Below are 17,663 nucleotides of genomic sequence, written 5' to 3' on the forward strand. Positions count from 1 at the left end.
AGGTGGTAACGTCAATGCGTTACAGACTATCAATTCCATATATGGTTCCCTGTGCAATCTTCAAGTCGTTGAATGCACCTATTTTCGCGGTAATGTGATCGTGTTGATGTTCTTGCCGGTAACGGATCCAAGAATAGTGACGACGCTTACAGTGTATATATATCAATATATTCCTGACCAGCCCGGGGTTGTAACAAGGTCTTTCATTTTCAGGAAAGTAACGCATTGGGCCAGATATTTGCTATTTTGTTCATTGTTTGTAAAAATCGGCAACCATTACAGGTCAGACCACTTAAGTGGCATTTAACACAGGTGCAATATGGCAGCAAAACAATCAGTAACCACACGAGGCGGTGATCGCATTGCCATCGTAGCAGGACTCAGAACGCCTTTCGCAAAAATGGCGACCTATTTTCACGGCGTCCCGGCCGTTGATTTGGGCAAGATGGTCGTTAATGAAATGATGACCCGCCACGGTGTGAAACCTGAATGGGTTGATCAGGTTGTCTATGGTCAGGTAGTGCAAATGCCGGAAGCGCCGAATATTGCCCGCGAAATTGTACTGGGAACCGGCATGAATGTGCATACCGATGCTTATAGTGTGTCGCGCGCTTGTGCCACCAGTTTTCAGTCGACCGTGAATATTGCTGAGAGCATGATGGCAGGAAATATTCAGGTGGGCGTTGCCGGAGGCGCAGACTCAACCTCGGTATCGCCAATAGGCGTGTCCAAAAACCTGGCGCGTGCTTTAGTGGATTTGCAGAAAGCCAAAACACTGGGTCAGAAATGGAACATCTTCAAGCGTCTTGGCTTCAAAGATCTGCTACCGGTTCCGCCAGCTGTTGCTGAATATTCAACGGGACTGTCGATGGGACAAACCGCTGAGCAAATGGCCAAAACTCACGAAATCTCGCGCCAAGAGCAGGATAAACTGGCGCATCGCTCTCATACACTGGCGGCAAAAAGCTGGGAAGAAGGCAAGCTTGATAACGAAGTAATGACCGCTTACGCAGAACCCTTCAAAGGGGCGCTGGAAAAAGACAACAACGTACGTTTCGACTCGTCGTTGGAAGGCTATGTGAAACCTCGTCCGGTGTTTGACAAGAAATACGGCTCGGTCACCGCTGCGAACGCGACGCCACTCACAGATGGCGCATCAGCGGTGCTGATGATGACAGAAAGCCGCGCTAAAGAACTGGGCTACACGCCGCTGGGTTACATTAAGAGCTACTCGTTTGCTGCCATTGATGTGTGGGAAGACATGCTGATGGGGCCGTCATATGCAACGCCGATCGCGCTGGACCGTGCGGGGATGACACTCAACGATCTTACGCTTATTGAAATGCACGAAGCCTTTGCTGCCCAGACGCTGGCCAATATCAAGATGTTCGCCAGCGACAAGTTTGCGAAAGAAAAGCTGGGTCGTGATAAGGCAACCGGTGAAATCGATATGGATAAGTTCAACGTAATGGGAAGCTCGATTGCTTATGGCCATCCGTTTGCTGCTACCGGCACACGTATGATCACACAGATGCTGAACGAACTGAATCGTCGTGGCGGCGGAACAGGGCTGCTTACCGCGTGTGCCGCTGGTGGTCTGGGTGCAGCAATGATTGTGGAGACGGAATAATGACGCAGGAAACTAACAAAAATAATGCAGCAACAGGCTCTGGTGCCTTTACGCTGACGAAAAAAGACAACGGCGTGGCAATACTCACCATGGACGTTCCCGGCGAATCGATGAATACGCTGAAAGCCGAATTTGGTGACGAAATTTCCGCCATGTTGGATGAAATCGATGCGGATAAAAGCATCAAAGGTGTGGTACTTGCCAGTGGCAAGTCCTCATCGTTCGTTGCAGGTGCCGATATCAGCATGCTGGCAGCGTGCAAAACGGAAGACGATGCGCGAGCGTTGGCCACAGGTGGTCAGGAAGTTTTTGACCGTATCGAGCGTATGCGCGCCACATTTGTGGCGGCAATTCACGGACCTGCTTTAGGTGGTGGTCTGGAATTGGCACTGGCATGTCACTATCGGGTTTGTTCAGATGCGTCTGCGACGCAGGTAGGGTTGCCAGAAGTGCAATTGGGTCTTCTGCCCGGCAGTGGGGGAACGCAGCGTCTGCCCCGACTGATTGGTATTCAGCAGGCAATGAAGATGATGCTGACGGGCTCTCCTGCACGCGCAAAACAAGCCAAAAAATATGGCATTGTAGATGACATGGTGCCGCTGAGTGTGCTGATGGATGTCGCTGAAAAGTATGCGCTTAAAGCCAAACCCGAGCGTGAAAAGCCACAAAAAAGTTGGATGAATAAAGCGCTGGAACTTACCGGGCCGGGCAAGAGCATCATGTTCAAGAAAGCGCGCGAGCAAACTCTGTCTAAAACCAAAGGGAATTATCCGGCACCAGCATATATCATTGATGTGATTGAGACTGGTATGAACGAAGGTATGCAGGCTGGCCTGAAAGCCGAAGCAGAAGCCTTCGGTAAACTGGTCATGACGCCTGAGTCTTATCAACTGCGTCAGATATTTTTCGCTACTACTGAGATGAAAAAAGAAAACGGTGTGGAAGGGGTCAAACCTGAAACCGTAAATAAAGTCGGTGTACTTGGTGGCGGACTGATGGGAGGCGGCATTGCTTACGTGACAGCAACCAAAGCCGGGAAGCCAGTGCGGATTAAAGACGTGCGGGCAGAAGGTATCGCGAATGCCATGAAGTACAGCTACGACCTGCTAAATAAGAAGGTGAAGAAGCGCTTCATGCGGAAAACGGAAATGCAGAAACAAATGTCTCTGCTTACCGGCACCTTAGATTACAACGGTTTGCAGGACGCTGACATTGTCGTGGAAGCGGTATTCGAAGATCTGGACCTGAAGCAGAATATGGTTGCTGATGTTGAAAACCATTGTCAGCAAAGTACCATTTTTGCGTCAAACACGTCATCGATTCCAATCACGCAGATTGCAGCGAAAGCTGAGCGTCCGGAAAACGTCATCGGGCTGCATTATTTCTCGCCAGTGGACAAAATGCCGCTAGCCGAAGTAATTGCACACGAGAAAACCTCTGATCAGACTATCTCTACCACCGTAGAGTTTGCCAAAAAGCAAGGCAAAACACCGGTCGTCGTGAAAGATGGGGCAGGGTTCTATGTAAACCGTATTCTGGCACCTTACATGAACGAAGCGGCAAACCTGATTCTGGAAGGCGAGCCGATCGAGCACATTGATAAGTCACTGGTGAAGTTTGGCTTCCCTGTAGGCCCTGTAAAGCTACTTGATGAAGTTGGTATTGATGTGGGTACCAAGATCATTCCTTTCCTCGTGGAGGAGTTTGGAGAGCGTTTCACGGCACCTGCCGCATTCGATAAAGTCTTGAATGACGGCCGCAAAGGGAAGAAGAACAAGAAAGGCTTCTACCTTTATGAAGGCAAAAAGCCGGGTAAAGAAGTTGATGAAAGCATTTACAGTTTACTTGGATTATCCCCGTCCTCGAAGCTCAGTGAAAAAGAGGTCGCAGAACGCTGTGTCATGATGATGCTGAATGAAGCTGCCCGTTGTCTTGACGAAGGTGTGATCCGTAATGCTCGTGATGGCGATATTGGCGCAATCTTTGGTATTGGCTTCCCGCCGTTCCTGGGTGGGCCATTCCGCTATATGGATACGTTAGGTATTCGCCACGTGGTGTCACGTCTTGAGCACTACGCATCAGCCGTTGGTGAAAAGTATGCGCCAGCAGAAGTGTTAGTCAAAATGGCAGAAAACGATCAGACTTTTTACTGAAATGTAATTAAAGTGTAAAAAGCCGGGCTTTGCCCGGTTTTTTTATGCGAAATCCATAAAAATGCTGGTTTATTGACCAGGAATCATTACAATCGCCGCGGTTGATTTTTTGCTCGTCAATTATTTGACAATGCTTTCATTTACCAAGAAAAGATGCGAATAAGCCTGAGCAAGCATAGACTTTTTCGCATCTTACCTAGTTTGAGGGTGGAGTTTTGCTGTTATATTTCGTCGTTATACTGTTAAGCAGTTTATTTTTTTATGTTGAAGCGTTTAAAAGTGGCATGAACCCTCGTCTATGGGCGCTGTGCGGTATTATCCTTGGCCCAGCCCTGCTACCTATGTTTTCCATCCAACGCCATATAACGTGGCGTAGAGACGCCGGATTTAACAACCTGTACTTCCAAGCATAAAAAAAGAGAGCCATCTGGCTCTCTTTCAAGAATTCCTTTTTGACAAAAGCATTAAAAGCCGATGCCGTGACCATTTCCTGTTTTTGGCTTGAAGGCTTGTGGTTGAGTCACCGCTTCCTTCTGCTTGGCAGGTGCTTTTTCCGCACTTTCCTGTTTATCTGTAGCAACCGGTGCTGATGTAGATAACGCTAGTGCGACTGCATATGCTTTCAACATAACTCATTCCTCTGATTCATTATTTTTTGAACAAAACAAACAAAACCGACTGTTAAGGAACTTGTCGGTCAATCAGAGTAATGCGATTACTGTGCCAATAAATATTTTATATATTTTTCAGTTATTTACGTGTGTTGCGTCAAAATGCAGTCACAGGCTTGATTGCCCTATGAGGTGGTGAAGCTTATGATTTTCTTTAAGTAGTTTTTCAAAGCGCTCAGCGTTAAGTGGCTTACTGTACAGGTAGCCCTGCAGCATCTCACAGTCATAGCGGCGCAGGATGGTTAATTGCTTTTCTTCCTCCACACCTTCAGCAACCACTTTTAGTCCAAGGTTGTGAGCGATGTTGATAATGGCAGCAGCCATGTGTCTGTCTACGCTGCTCTCAGCAATATCATCAATGAAGGCTTTATCGATTTTAAGTGTGTTAAGCGGAAAGCGTTTAAGGTACGCCAGAGATGAGTAGCCTGTACCAAAATCGTCCAGTGCCAGATGGATACCACGCTCACGAAGTCGTTCCATCATCTTAAGGCCCGCTTCCGGATTCTCCATCAGCGTACCTTCAGTGATTTCACATTCAAGATGCAACGGCGACAAGCCCACTTCCGCAAGAATTTTGTCGATGCGATCATCAAGATCAGGCAGTTCAAATTGTTTTACAGAGATGTTTACAGCAACCCGGCCACTGAATAAGCCCTGATTTACCCACCGCTTAGTATCTGCGCAGGCCTTGCGTAAAACCTGTTCTCCAATTTCTATAATCTGCCCTGTCTGTTCTGCCAGTGGAATAAACTGCCCTGGACTGACGATTCCTTTATGCGGATGTTCGAAGCGAACCAACGCTTCCATACTCACTAGTTTACCGGACGCAATATCGACTTTGGGTTGATAGTAGACAGTAAACAAATCATCTTTGATGCCCTGTCGAATGAGATTTTCGATTTGTAACTGACGCACCGCATTCTGGTTCATCTCGCCACTGAAAAACTGGTAGCTGTTACCGCCATTGTTCTTTGCGAAGTACATGGCGGTATCCGCATTTTTCAGCATTTCCTGAGGGGTATTACCATCGTCAGGATAAAAGGCTATCCCGATACTGGCACCCAGCACAAATTCCTGTTTATTGATGATAAACGGGCGGGAGAGGGTATCAAGGACGCTTTGGGCGTAATGTGTAATCGTATGGATGTCGGAGTAGTCTTCCATCAGCACACTGAACTCATCGCCACCCAGGCGATAACAGGTGGCGTCTTTTCCGGTGATCCGCTGAATTCGTTTGGCAATTTGTTTGATCAGGATGTCACCTGTCTGGTGACCCAGCGAGTCATTAATCTTCTTAAAGTTGTCCATGTCCAGGCAGAGCAGAGTATGAGGTACCGCTTTTCTGACCAGGTTATTGTGACTTGCCTGGAAGAATGACCGGTTAGGCAGATCCGTCAGAGGATCCGTATTCGCCAGTTTCAGCAGTTCTTTCTCGGTACTTTTTCGAGAGGTGATATCAGAGAATACCCCAACGAAATGACTGATTTTGCCGTCCTCATCATGAACGGCGTCAATGTTCAGTTCCATCTCGTAGCGTTCACCGTTAACCCGGGTCGACTCTACTTCACCTGACCAGTTACTTTTGGTGCGCAAAGTCTTTTTGATTTCTTCTGTAAAGGCTTCAGGGTACTGGTGGAAGTACATATAGCTGGCGAGTGCCTGGTCGCGAGTCTCGCCAGTGTATTTACAATATGCGTTATTTACCGAGATAAACTTAAACTGGGTATTGGTAATAAACACACCTTCAGAGATGTTCTCGATTGAACGCTTAAACAGATTTAGCTGCTCTTCTGCCTCTTTGAGGTGATGTATATTTTTTAGCGTACCCGTCATCCTGACAGGTTGATTGTTATGGTCCCGCTGAACGACTTTGCCGCGATCCAGGATCCAAATCCATTTGTTCTTGAAGGTGCGGGCGCGATACGCCAACTCAAAAAACTCCGTTTTTCCTGCTAAATGGGCTTTCAGAGCTTCCTGAACACGAACAATGTCGTTGGGGTGGATGTTGGCATCGTAAGAGGAGTTAGTACGGATATTGTCCTGCGGGAAGTCCAGTGTGCCCCAGGTATTCGCCCGGTAAACCTGTCCACGGTAGACGTCCCAATCCCAAAGCTCATCTCCAGAACTCCACAACGTCAGCTTGAGGCGCTCTTCAGACTCGTAAATAGCCTGCTGATTCGTTTTGCGAATTTGGTATTGGCGAATAATGTAAATTAAGGCAACGGTCACCACCAGTGCGTAAAACCCTAATGCTACAGTGTGCAGCCAGGGCGGACGTGCAACATATATGTCTAACGTTCTGCTATCAGACCACTGTTTACCAGATTCCTTTGCCTGGACCTCGAAAACATAATGCCCAAAAGACAGGTTATTAAATTGTGCCGTGCGGGCTTTGTCCGCCGGCAGCCATGCGTCATCGTAGCCAGACAGGCGATATTGGTGTCTGACAGCATCCTTGTTAAGCGGATTCAATAAGCCAAACGAAATGGAGAATCGTGCTTCATCGTAGTCAATATACTTTTGGTCACTGTAAGTTATATTTGACACTCTTTTTTCGCCAGTTTGCACTTGGTGGCTCTGATCTGTCTCCGTGCTTTTAGTGTTCTGCCCAAAAATAGTAAACTCAAAAAGCTGAGGTTTACGGGTCTGCTCGTTCTGATTTAATGCAGAGCCGTCTTGTGTCTTTATTAAAACTGAGTTGAATCCGCGACTGCCACCGAACAGGATTGTATTCTGCGGAGTGATAGTGACAGCACCTTCGTTAAGAAAGTTGTAATTAAGATGTGCTTTATTAAGTTTTTCTATCACCTGCAGTGTTGTCAAATCGACAACACTGACTCCCTGGTTGTCCGCATACCAAATGAAATTCCCAAAACCTACTGATGAGAAAATAAAGCCACCTTGGTTTCGTGACTGCTTCTTAACAACTTTTAAAGCACGTTTATTTATCTTGTAGACGCCATCTGAACGGGTTGTAACCCAGAAGTTTTCCCCTGTTTGATACACCGAAATCGCTCGGGATTGCAGGCCACTTTCGCTCCCAATTCTCTGAACAACCTTATTTCTTTGAGGGTTAAAAAGTGTTATCCCACTGTCAGTTGACAGCCAAAGTCTATTAGCGTCATCTCTAAAAATGGGAAGGGGAACTGAATTGCCAGTATTCTCGGAGTTGTCTAAGAGTGAAGATGAAAGCTCAGGGTAGGACTTTATAAAAATATCAGGATTGCCACTAATATACTGCTGAAGCATGTTTGTTTGTACGGACACTAATCCTTTTTCATCAAGCCATACCCAAAGAAAGTTGCCGTCAAAGTACTGTCTGTCGATAAAGTTTCCATCAAAAATTGACGCGACCTTTTTAAATTTCTCTCCGGTAAATTCAAATGCAAGCAGTCCATTCGAAGAACTAATCCAAAAAACGCCATACTTATCGATATCCAAATCCCAAAACGACACCCCACCTTTTGCCAACTCGGTGAGGAAATAGTCGATGCGGCCAGTAGCACTGTCATATCTTCCGAGACCGTGGCTTTGTGTAGCTAGCCAGGCCACACCATGTTGATCAGTAGAAAGTGACCAGACAGTAGCCCCTTTCTGAGTCCCTTGAAAATCACCAAGGTTTGAAATTAATTTTTGACTTTTCTTTTCTGGATGGTATCTGAACAATCCTTGGTACGTTCCTAACCATAGTCCGTCTGTAGAATCTTTAAAAATGCTTGGAATGAATTCTTGTGTGAGCCCCGTAATATCTCCGTACTCACTGTTAACATGAGTGACTTCCAGAATTTTTGGCCCACTGTCACTATCAGCAAGCTGCAATACAAACAAGCCCTTATCAGTGCCCGCCCATACCGAAGATCTGTGCTGCTCTAGCGAAATTACCTTAATGGGTTCGTGTTCCAGAAAGTTAGTTTTATGGACGTCGTTGTTAACTTTTCCGTCCATAGAAACGACTTTTATTCCGTTATCGGTCGCTAGCCAGTACTCACCATTGATGACTTCAATGTCAAATACAGACTTTACGGGAAGGCTTATCCCCCACGGGTTAACTTTGGATAGGGAATAAAGTCTTTGCTCTGTCTTATCGTAGATAAAAGCGCCTTCGCCGCTGGTGCCGAGCCAAGTTCGATTAACCTCATCGAGAGCAACCCGAATTCTCTGTGGTACTCTGATATTTTCGTTCAGAAGTTGAATTTTGCCCGAAACTTTATTTCTTTGATAAAGGAAATTTTTACTGTCTGCAAAGATAATATCGCCGTCAACAGCGTCTGCTATTTCTACTATGTCATTAGATCGAATTGATGAGTTATCAGAGTCAAAAACTTCAAAGTCATCTGTTTCGGGCCTGTATTTAGCAAGTCCTGATAACGTACCCACCCACAGAGTGCCGGATTCATCAAGATGCAGTGCTCTGATTAAACCGGAAGGAACGGAGTTAGGATTGGTGTCGGACTCAAAATAGTGTTTTGTATCGTAGCCTGAATAGCGGTTTAAGCCGCTCATGGTCGCTACCCAGATATAGCCTTTCGAGTCCTCTGCGATATCGAAAATAGTGGTGTCTGAAAGGGCGTCATCAGGAAGTCCTTCTCTGCCAACAAGCTGACCGACTTCGGTGAACTGGAAGTCAGTGATTTCCACAGCATAAACAGCACCGCCATGCGTGCTGAAAAAAATGCACAGAAATAATAATACTGAACGAATAAGTGTTGAGCGCACCAATACACCTTCGGCATGATTGCCGTATCTTTTTATAATTTATTCTAATAATTTTTCGGCTGCGTCCGTTCAGACCGAACCACCAATATGCCCAATTACCGCCGGTGCTACAAGGACTTTTTGGGTCTGCAGCCTGTATCCGGAGAAATGTTATACAATTGGTTTATTGTTATCTCTTTCTACTCACTTTATTCACATTTCTGCTTCAAACTGGTCGTTGCTGATGCAGTGAAGCAGCGCTTTATGTGACAGACTCCGAAAATCCATGTCAATGCTACCCGTTTAGGTATTGAGGGCTATAGCCCTTTAGACTTACCCGCACTTTTCTGACGATGAAGTGAAGAAGGCGCGCTTTTTACTGGTCGAAGTAGGGAGTGTTGCTTTTGAATGTGGCAATGTTGGTGACGGTAGCGTCTGCAGGCGTTTCCATGGCATCGAATTTACCACGGGCAAACAATACCATCTCGCCGAAAAGTTCGCGTTCAGCCAGTTTAGTTGCGTAGAGGCGAATATCATCGAAGTGAATACTGGCGATACATTCAGCCAGTCGGGTATTACGGTTAAATTCGAGATCTTTCGTGCCCAGACTTACCCACAGTCGCTGCGACTTCATCGACAAGGACAAATCCCTTTCTTCCAATTGCTTTAGCAGGTTCTGTTGAATGCTTGACCAGTAATACTGATAAAACTCAATTTCATGAAGTTGCTGAAAAAGAAACTCTGTCATGGCTTTTAACAGCGCTTCGGGCCCGTGCGTCGGGCTTTGCACATAGAAAGAAATTCCTGGGTGTTGATTATGTGGTACATACCCGGTTCCCACTACGTAGCCGAGTTGTTGCTCGGTTCGCAGGGAATTGAAAAACGGCGCTGCGAGCATCTGTTCCAGCACCATGCACATGGCAATGTCATTGAGGCTCGCGCTGGGTGCCTGTAAATACAAAACAACAGCGGCATCTTCATGTTCGCATTGCACCTGATGGTACAACGACTTTCCTACTGGAAGCTGCGAAACCGCACGGGAAAGCGGGTTGCCAGACGTATTGGGGCAGCGTGAAGATACCGTTTCTGAAAACGAGAGGGCATCTTCTGCTGACCAGTTTCCATGCATAAACCCTTCAACAAAATATGAGCTGAAAGAGGCGTCGCGGATAGTATTCACGCTTGCGAACTCGCAGGATTCCACCGCTTTCAGTAATTCTATTGGTGCCTGCGTATTACGCTGAACCAATACGCTTAAACGCGAGAAGAGCCGGTTCGTTGGTTTGTTTAGCAGTGAATTTTGCAATGTCTGCATCTGAGCGCGTTTACTGCGTTCAAATCCATCGGGCGTCATTGAAAATGCCATGACAGCTTCCAGGAGCTGCTCGGCCAGCAACATCTGCTGATTGGTAAAGCCGCGCGTGTGTAAAGTCAGACCGGCCTGATGTCCGTAGATACGATAGTTGAGACCGGCAATTTCAGCACGGTAGTATTTCGCTTGCAGGCATTCGTCTAATGCACCCAGCCAAATGCGCTTTGCCGCTACAGCCTGCAAGTCGTGTGAGAAAGAGGCCATGTCAAAAGACAGATAAATGTCGCCTTTGGGGCTGTGAAAATGGTGATCCTGAGCAAACCAGAAGTTGTACCCCTGCGAGGAGGCAATGATATGCGGCGTATCCTGGCCTTCCTCGGGTAAAACGAGATGGTATTCATCTCCAAGGTAAGGGTTGGGGTCGGGAAGATAAATCTCTGTTGGCGGCGAAACCCTGTTTGCCAGAGACTCAAGCAGTGTGGATGACAATTTTTCCACTTTGTAGCGGGCGTCATAGAACTGACAGGTGCGGTCAGTGTCGACGTCCTGAGAGATTATCTTGATACGCATGTTGCCGGGCGTGAAGTACGACAAGGTTTCTTCAAGTAGCGCTTTGTCAAAACTGTCGATAGTGCTGCGCAGTCTGACAATATCTTTGGGCGTAAAGGAAAACATATGCTGCGCATAGTCACAGGCAAGGTTCATCGGACGTAAATTTTCTTCATACTGTAATGCCAACGCAGCCAGCCTGGCTTTTTCCTGATATCGCCAGGGCTCATCTATGGAACTGCGCACCAAAATGAGCGTATCAAACAGGGCTTTCAGGACGTCTTCATAACGCTGGAGTCCGGTTTCAGTTAGCTGAAAGCTTACGTTGAAGTCTTTGAAATGTTCTCCTTCGATGCCCGAACCCGCAATAAGGTTTGTTACCCAGTTTTTAGACTTCAAATACGCCAGCAGGCTTCCCTCGCCCTCATCCCCCAGAAGGTGGCTGATATAATTAAGCGGCTTTGTTTTGTAGTCGTTGTGAAGACCTGGTAGCGCAAAAGTGACAATCATTCGTCTGGCGACTTGCAGAGGCCGGATACGAATTTCCACTCCAAGTTGTTCCACTTCATATAGCGCAGGCCATTCCTGATGTGCCTCTTCACCGGAAGCAAACTGCCCGAACGATGGCTGGATCAATTTCAGTGCATCATTCGGTGGCAGTGGCGAAATGATGCACAGGGTCATGTTGTTGGCGCAATAGTACTGGCGGTGAAACAACTGCAACATGCTATGCAGTTCATCAATATGATGCTGGTTAAAGATTTCTGCATTGCCTACGGAAAACTGACTAAACGGGTGCGCAGGATTACAGGTTTCTTTATGTATCTGATATAGCCGACGTAAGTCATCTTTACGTTTAAATTTAAATTCCGCATCAATCGAGCGAACTTCATTGATGATGACTTGTTTATCTATTAGCGGGCGACGAAGAATATCTGCAAATGCAGGGATAATGCCTGGCAGTGACGACGTGTGACAATGAAAGTGATAATTAGCGTACTCTGTGCCGGTCCATGCATTGATATTACCGCCATGCTTACTAACAAGATCGTTAATTTCATTGGGCGCAGGAAGGTGGCGGCTTCCCATGAACAGCATGTGTTCCAGCAGATGGGCCAGTCCCTGACAATTTTTCGGATCATAAAAGTGACCGGCTTTGACTGCCATGGAAACGTAGCTGGTAGGTGTGTCCTGTTGCTGGCAGAACATGACACGCAATCCGTTTTTCAGGGTGATAAATTGCGCGTTTTCAAAATCGGGTGATGTCGTCAAAATGCTCTCAATAGTTGCGAAGTGTGCATTTCAGGAAAAAATTGAACAACATATATCCCTGATACTCACGATAATCCGACCTTATAGTGAATATGCATACGTTAAAACTAGGCGCGGGCATATCGGTCTGCTATCGTTACCGTGTCTGAATTTATAGTATGCGTAATGTTATGTCAGGTCAAAGTAGCAATGACGACATTTTTGTTTTTATTATGCGCCATGGAGAGGCGGAGTCTCTGCGTCTGGACGATAAAAGCAGGCAATTAACCGATGCGGGGCGAGCACAGGTTTCCCGCGCAGCAACATGGCTCAGAGAGGAGTGGTGTCCTGATGGCACGGTAGATTTAGCGCTGGTCAGCCCCTATCGACGGACGCGACAAACCTACGATATGCTTTCTCTGGATATTCACGCCGCAAAAATGGAAATTTTCGCGGATATTACACCAGATGGTGATGCGCAGAACGTGCACGACTATCTGGACGCCAGGCTTGCAATGTCGAAAGCCCGTGATCAAAACCTCAAAAGAATCGTATTGGTCAGTCACATGCCGCTGGTCAGTTACCTGGTGGACGCAATGTGTGACTCTTACACAACCAGCCTGTTTGCCACAGCATCAATTGCGGTAATTCGCTATAACGTTCACACCCATAAGGGCAGTCTGGAAGTGCATTACCAGGGCCGCTAGCCTTTAACTCCGTCTCATGTCGGTAAGTCTGCTTCGTGAGCTCTCACTTCTGTGGCTGGGCCAAAAACTTGTCGTTTTTTCAGATTTACTGCTATAGAAGTTGTGATACTGTCCGATACAAAGAGAGTAATTTCTGTTCTTGTGAACCGGGATTAGGCGGTGAGAGGCCAGGCTATTAATCGGATCAGGTGAGTTTCCATGCACGTGTTGCGTGTGCTTTCACGACGTCTGACAATCGCTTTCCCTTTCTATTTACTGTTACATTCACATCCGGGCTACCGGTTGTCGTAGCAGCGCCGAACATGGTTTACACAACATTGTATTTAACGTGCTTCGGAGGCATCGCAGGGCGATGACGACTAAATCGATACCAGAGCTGCTTAAACGTTCACTTGAGTCTCATCTCGAGGAAGCGGATCTGCGTGATGATGAAGAAATGCGGGCGCTTATGGAGAAACTAAATAACCTTTCCTCCAAAGTTGCTGCAGCGAAGGCACAGGTTTTGGCCAGACGGGCAGCCAAAAAGTAAACAATCGCTGAGCGCGTTAGTCAGATGACGGTTCAGGTGATTCCCGGTAAAAGTCCGGCAGTATTCTTACCGTTTTTATCATATTCTCTGAAATGTCCACGATCTCCACCGGATAGCCCGCTAATCGCACACTTACCTTGTTTTCCGGGATCTCTTCTAAGTATTCCAGGATCAAACCATTGAGTGTTTTGGGACCTTCGGTCGGGAGTTTCCAGTCCATTTCTCTGTTCAGGTCGCGCACGTTAGCACTGCCATCCACCAGAACGCTGCCATCTTGCTGAACATGAGCTTCTTTACTGTGATCCGGCACCATACTGGTGGTGAAATCACCGATAATTTCTTCAAGAATATCTTCCAGCGTCACCAGCCCCATGATATCGCCGTATTCATCCACCACCAGGGCAATTCTTTCTTTCTCTGCCTGGAATTTGTACATCAGTGTGTGCAACGGCGTAGACTCGGGAGTAAAGTAAATCTCCCTTACCGCCCTGAGCAGACTGGATTTGGTGAACTGATCTTTTGAAAGCAAGCGTAAGGCATCACGCACATGCACAAAGCCGACTGCGTCATCAATGCTGTCGCGGTAGAGCAGTACCCGGGTATGCTGGGCGTGGGTCAAGTGCTTCTGAATTTTTTTCCAGTCGTCATTAATATCAATCGCCACAATTTCTGCGCGCGGCACCATGATGTCCTCAGCCGTGACACTTTCCAGATCCAGAATACCAACCAGCATGTCCTGGTGCTTTTTCGGGATCATGGCGCCTGCCTCGTATACCACTGTGCGCAGCTCTTCGCGACTGAGAGAATCATCGTTCCCATGCAGGGGGCTAATCCGCAACAGTGATAAAATGCCGTTGGTAATCGCATTTATAAAGGCTACCAGCGGGTACAGTATTGTCAGCAACGGCAACAAAATAACCGAGCTTGGAAACGCGACCTTTTCCGGGTAAAGCGCAGCCAGAGTTTTGGGAGTCACCTCGGCAAAAATCAGCAGAATGAATGTCAGTCCAAAGGTGGTGGCGAAAAAGCCCCAGTATGCACCAAATAGCCGAAAGCAAATTACCGTAGCGATAGAGGACGCAGCGATATTGACCAGATTATTGCCAATCAGAATGAGTCCGATAAGACGATCCGGACGATCCAGTAACTTTTGTACGCGATTCGCGGCACGGTTGCCTTCACCCTGAAGGTGCTTCAGGCGATATCGGTTAATCGACATCATGCCTGTTTCAGAACTGGAAAAATATGCAGAAAGTAAGATGAGTACGCCTAATGCAATAAAGAGCGTACTGGTTGATATGTCGTCCAACTAAAAGGTCCCTGTACCTGTAAGACTCACAATGTAGTAATTCGAGCCCGCGGTTTCAAGGAAAATCTGGTTTTACCGTGTTTTTCAGGTCCGCCAATCCTTGGGGGGCGACATCACGTTACAGAAGAATTTCGCGTACGAAGCGGCTACCAAAATAAGCCAGTGACAACAGCGCGACACCCAGTATCGTCATTGCGATCACCTGCTTGCCACGCCAGCCACGGATCCTCTGACCAATTAACAGAACCACGTAAACCGCAAGCGCGGCAATCGATAAGATGGTTTTATGCGCATACAGCGAGCTAAACATATTTTCCAGAAATACAAAGCCGCTGATTAATGACACCACCAGAAATAAGGTTCCCGCCAATAGCAGTTTGAAAAGAATACCCTCTACCAGCATCAGTGGGGGTAAGGATGAATGTAGCAATGACGCGCCTTTCTGTTTCAGTTTGCGCGTGATGTATGACATCTGGATTGCGTACAGGAACGCAATAACCAAAAGTCCGTATGCCACCAGCGAAAGCGTGATATGAATAACCAGCCCGGGCTCCAGTTCGATATGCATGATGTAGGAAACCGGAATGAATCTGGCTGCCAGAACGGTGAGTCCGGCAAACCCGTATACCACGGGCAGCAAAATCGTATTTGGTAACACGCTGGCTGATAGCAGCATGGATACGGTAATTAACCACGACACCAGTGACAACACATTGGTGATGCTCATATTCTGCCCCGGCGCGATCATGATTGCACCACTGAGAAACCCAACATGGGCAAGCACGGCAATTATCGCCATAATAGTCGCCAGTCGCTGATTTGGCCCCTCTTTATGGACGAACCTGCCCATCAATACGAATGCAGCCAGAAAATAAAGGCCGGCTGCTATCATGGCAAACATCGTGTTCATAAAATTCCTGTGGGTGTCGTGACAGGTATGTCTGTCTTAAGCCGGTATTGATACTGTAAGTGCATGATAAATTCAACCCGCACGTTGTTTTTTGCGAAATCGTAACCATTTTTTTCTAGCAGTCACAATACATTGCTGTGATAGGTGCATCGTGAACGCCGGTGATTACCAATGTGTCAGGCTTATATAAGCGTGATTTTTTGCGTTAGCTTGCATCAGCACGTGCAAAACCGGCGTCGAGTTTTCTTCGATAATACAAATGCCGTCTGATTTACGTTCAGTGGTACGTTAGCCGGCTAATTTACGATACAATAGCGCACAATACGTTCAAAAATTGACAGAAGCTTTTCTATTATGTTTGAAAATTTATCTGAACGCCTCGGCCAGACGTTACGCAACGTCAGTGGGAAAGGGCGGTTAACAGAAGACAATATTAAAGACACCTTGCGTGAAGTGCGCATGGCGCTTTTGGAAGCCGACGTTGCGCTTCCTGTAGTGAAATCGTTTGTTGCACAGGTTAAAGAACGGGCCGTGGGCACGGAAGTGACCAAGAGCCTGAAACCTGGTCAGGTGTTTATCAAAATTGTGCAGTCTGAGCTTGAGTCCGTGATGGGCGAAGCGAATGAAAAGCTGGACCTGTCAACGCAACCACCGGCTGTTATTCTTATGGCGGGTCTGCAGGGTGCGGGTAAAACCACCAGTGTGGGTAAGCTGGCTAAGTACCTGACCGAACGGGAAAAGAAAAAGGTTATGGTTGTGAGTGCGGATGTTTATCGTCCGGCGGCTATTAAGCAACTTGAAACCTTGGCTACCGAGGTTAACGTCGGTTTCCATCCTTCCACAGAGTTTCAGAAGCCGGTCGATATAGTTAACGGCGCTATAGATGCAGCGAAGAAGCAATTCTACGATGTGTTACTGGTGGACACCGCCGGCCGCTTGCATGTCGATAATGACATGATGCAAGAAATTCAGGCATTGCATGGTGCGGTTAAGCCAATTGAAACGCTGTTTGTAGTTGATGCTATGACTGGTCAGGATGCCGCAAACACAGCGAAAGCCTTTAATGACGCTCTGCCTCTGACAGGTGTGATCCTGACGAAAGCCGACGGCGACGCCCGTGGCGGTGCGGCACTTTCCGTTCGCCATATTACCGGTAAGCCTATCAAGTTTATCGGTATGGGCGAAAAAGTCGACGCCCTTGAACCCTTTCACCCGGAGAGAATTGCATCACGCATTCTGGGTATGGGGGATGTACTTAGTCTGATTGAGGAAGTCGAGCGCAAAGTAGATAAAAACAAAGCCCAGCAACTGGCGAAAAAGGTTCAGAAAGGCAAAGGGTTTGATCTGCAGGACTTCAAAGACCAGCTAGAGCAAATGAAAAACATGGGCGGCATGATGGGCATGCTGGACAAGCTGCCTGGTATGGGCGGCATGACTGATAAAATTAAAGATCAGGCTAACGATAAACAGTTTGTGCAAATGGAAGCGATCATCAATTCTATGACGCCAGGCGAGCGTGCACGGCCAGACATTATCAAAGGGTCGAGAAAGCGTCGCATTGCGGCCGGATCCGGTACGCAAATTCAGGACGTAAATCGACTCCTCAAGCAATTTACGCAAATGCAGAAAATGATGAAGAAGATGTCTGGTGGTGGCATGAAGAAGATGATGCGCCAGATGAAAGGGATGATGCCACCGGGTGGTGGCGGTCCGGGTGGCCCGGGCGGTATGGGGGGCATGTTCCCTCCGCGCTGATCCTGAAATCGCGGTTTACGCCAGAGAAAAGGTCGCTATCAAGGCGGCCTTTTTTCATTCTGGCGTCAGGCAACCTGATAAAGGCTACTCCCTTTCTCTGCGATATTGCCTTGTAATTGGTTATTTAAGGACTCTCTGAGTAATGACGCACTTACTCGAACTTCATGCGAAGCCGTTGTCAGAGCAAAAATT

10 protein-coding genes are annotated in these 17,663 nt (G+C 47.3%); 5 read left to right on the top strand and 5 right to left on the bottom strand.

What is annotated here, in order from left to right:
- Positions 1 to 319 precede the first annotated feature (319 nt).
- Together fadI and fadJ are read left to right on the top strand one after the other, a co-directional pair.
- Complete coding sequence (fadI, locus tag ACLBLI_RS06410) at positions 320 to 1,630, top strand: acetyl-CoA C-acyltransferase FadI (RefSeq protein WP_414830287.1); 1,311 nt, start codon at positions 320 to 322, stop codon at positions 1,628 to 1,630.
- The gene (gene fadJ, locus ACLBLI_RS06415) at positions 1,630 to 3,783 is read left to right on the top strand and encodes a fatty acid oxidation complex subunit alpha FadJ (RefSeq protein ID WP_414830288.1); all 2,154 of its coding nucleotides are present in this window, start codon (positions 1,630 to 1,632) and stop codon (positions 3,781 to 3,783) included. The genes fadI and fadJ overlap by 1 nt, the downstream gene beginning before the upstream one ends.
- 464 nt (positions 3,784 to 4,247) lie before the next feature.
- Here the strand turns inward: fadJ and ACLBLI_RS06420 are convergent, their stop codons facing one another.
- The 3 genes from ACLBLI_RS06420 to ACLBLI_RS06430 all read right to left on the bottom strand — a co-directional run bounded on the left by ACLBLI_RS06420 (position 4,248) and on the right by ACLBLI_RS06430 (position 12,282).
- A complete protein-coding gene (locus tag ACLBLI_RS06420; RefSeq protein WP_414830289.1) occupies positions 4,248 to 4,412 on the bottom strand; it encodes a hypothetical protein in 165 nt (54 codons plus the stop codon).
- 150 nt (positions 4,413 to 4,562) lie between these two features.
- Positions 4,563 to 9,170, bottom strand: coding sequence for an EAL domain-containing protein (locus ACLBLI_RS06425; RefSeq protein WP_414830290.1), 4,608 nt, complete (start codon positions 9,168 to 9,170; stop codon positions 4,563 to 4,565).
- A gap of 355 nt (positions 9,171 to 9,525) precedes the next feature.
- Positions 9,526 to 12,282, bottom strand: coding sequence for an insulinase family protein (locus ACLBLI_RS06430; protein WP_414830291.1), 2,757 nt, complete (start codon positions 12,280 to 12,282; stop codon positions 9,526 to 9,528).
- A gap of 170 nt (positions 12,283 to 12,452) precedes the next feature.
- Here ACLBLI_RS06430 and sixA point away from each other — a divergent pair, with 170 nt between their 5' ends.
- Together sixA and ACLBLI_RS06440 are read left to right on the top strand one after the other, a co-directional pair.
- Positions 12,453 to 12,968: a phosphohistidine phosphatase SixA gene (gene sixA, locus ACLBLI_RS06435; RefSeq protein ID WP_414830292.1), complete on the top strand. Its 516-nt coding sequence runs from the start codon at positions 12,453 to 12,455 to the stop codon at positions 12,966 to 12,968.
- A gap of 352 nt (positions 12,969 to 13,320) precedes the next feature.
- The gene (locus ACLBLI_RS06440) at positions 13,321 to 13,497 is read left to right on the top strand and encodes a hypothetical protein (RefSeq protein WP_218312758.1); all 177 of its coding nucleotides are present in this window, start codon (positions 13,321 to 13,323) and stop codon (positions 13,495 to 13,497) included.
- A gap of 16 nt (positions 13,498 to 13,513) precedes the next feature.
- Here ACLBLI_RS06440 and ACLBLI_RS06445 read toward each other — a convergent pair whose 3' ends face one another.
- Together ACLBLI_RS06445 and ACLBLI_RS06450 are read right to left on the bottom strand one after the other, a co-directional pair.
- Positions 13,514 to 14,806, bottom strand: a complete 1,293-nt coding sequence (locus ACLBLI_RS06445; protein WP_414830293.1) for an HlyC/CorC family transporter — start codon at positions 14,804 to 14,806, stop codon at positions 13,514 to 13,516.
- Positions 14,807 to 14,924: 118 nt separating this feature from the next.
- Positions 14,925 to 15,716, bottom strand: a complete 792-nt coding sequence (locus ACLBLI_RS06450; protein WP_414830294.1) for an inner membrane protein YpjD — start codon at positions 15,714 to 15,716, stop codon at positions 14,925 to 14,927.
- A 354-nt stretch (positions 15,717 to 16,070) separates the two neighbouring features.
- Between ACLBLI_RS06450 and ffh the strand changes: the two genes are divergently transcribed.
- Positions 16,071 to 17,471 (top strand): signal recognition particle protein, encoded by a 1,401-nt coding sequence (ffh, locus tag ACLBLI_RS06455; RefSeq protein WP_414830295.1) that lies wholly within the window; start codon positions 16,071 to 16,073, stop codon positions 17,469 to 17,471.
- The last annotated feature ends 192 nt before the right edge of the window (positions 17,472 to 17,663 follow it).

The sequence above is a fragment of the Alteromonas sp. H39 genome (genome assembly GCF_047556435.1).
Classification (GTDB): Bacteria; Pseudomonadota; Gammaproteobacteria; order Enterobacterales; family Alteromonadaceae; genus Alteromonas.

What these genes read in the sequence shown, in the direction of transcription:
- fadI (WP_414830287.1), top strand. Translation starts at nt 320, where the DNA reads ATGGCAGCAAAACAATCAGTAACCACACGAGGCGGTGATCGCATTGCC.
- fadJ (WP_414830288.1), top strand. Translation starts at nt 1,630, where the DNA reads ATGACGCAGGAAACTAACAAAAATAATGCAGCAACAGGCTCTGGTGCC.
- ACLBLI_RS06420 (WP_414830289.1), bottom strand. Translation starts at nt 4,412, where the DNA reads ATGTTGAAAGCATATGCAGTCGCACTAGCGTTATCTACATCAGCACCG.
- sixA (WP_414830292.1), top strand. Translation starts at nt 12,453, where the DNA reads ATGTCAGGTCAAAGTAGCAATGACGACATTTTTGTTTTTATTATGCGC.
- ACLBLI_RS06440 (WP_218312758.1), top strand. Translation starts at nt 13,321, where the DNA reads ATGACGACTAAATCGATACCAGAGCTGCTTAAACGTTCACTTGAGTCT.
- ACLBLI_RS06450 (WP_414830294.1), bottom strand. Translation starts at nt 15,716, where the DNA reads ATGAACACGATGTTTGCCATGATAGCAGCCGGCCTTTATTTTCTGGCT.
- ffh (WP_414830295.1), top strand. Translation starts at nt 16,071, where the DNA reads ATGTTTGAAAATTTATCTGAACGCCTCGGCCAGACGTTACGCAACGTC.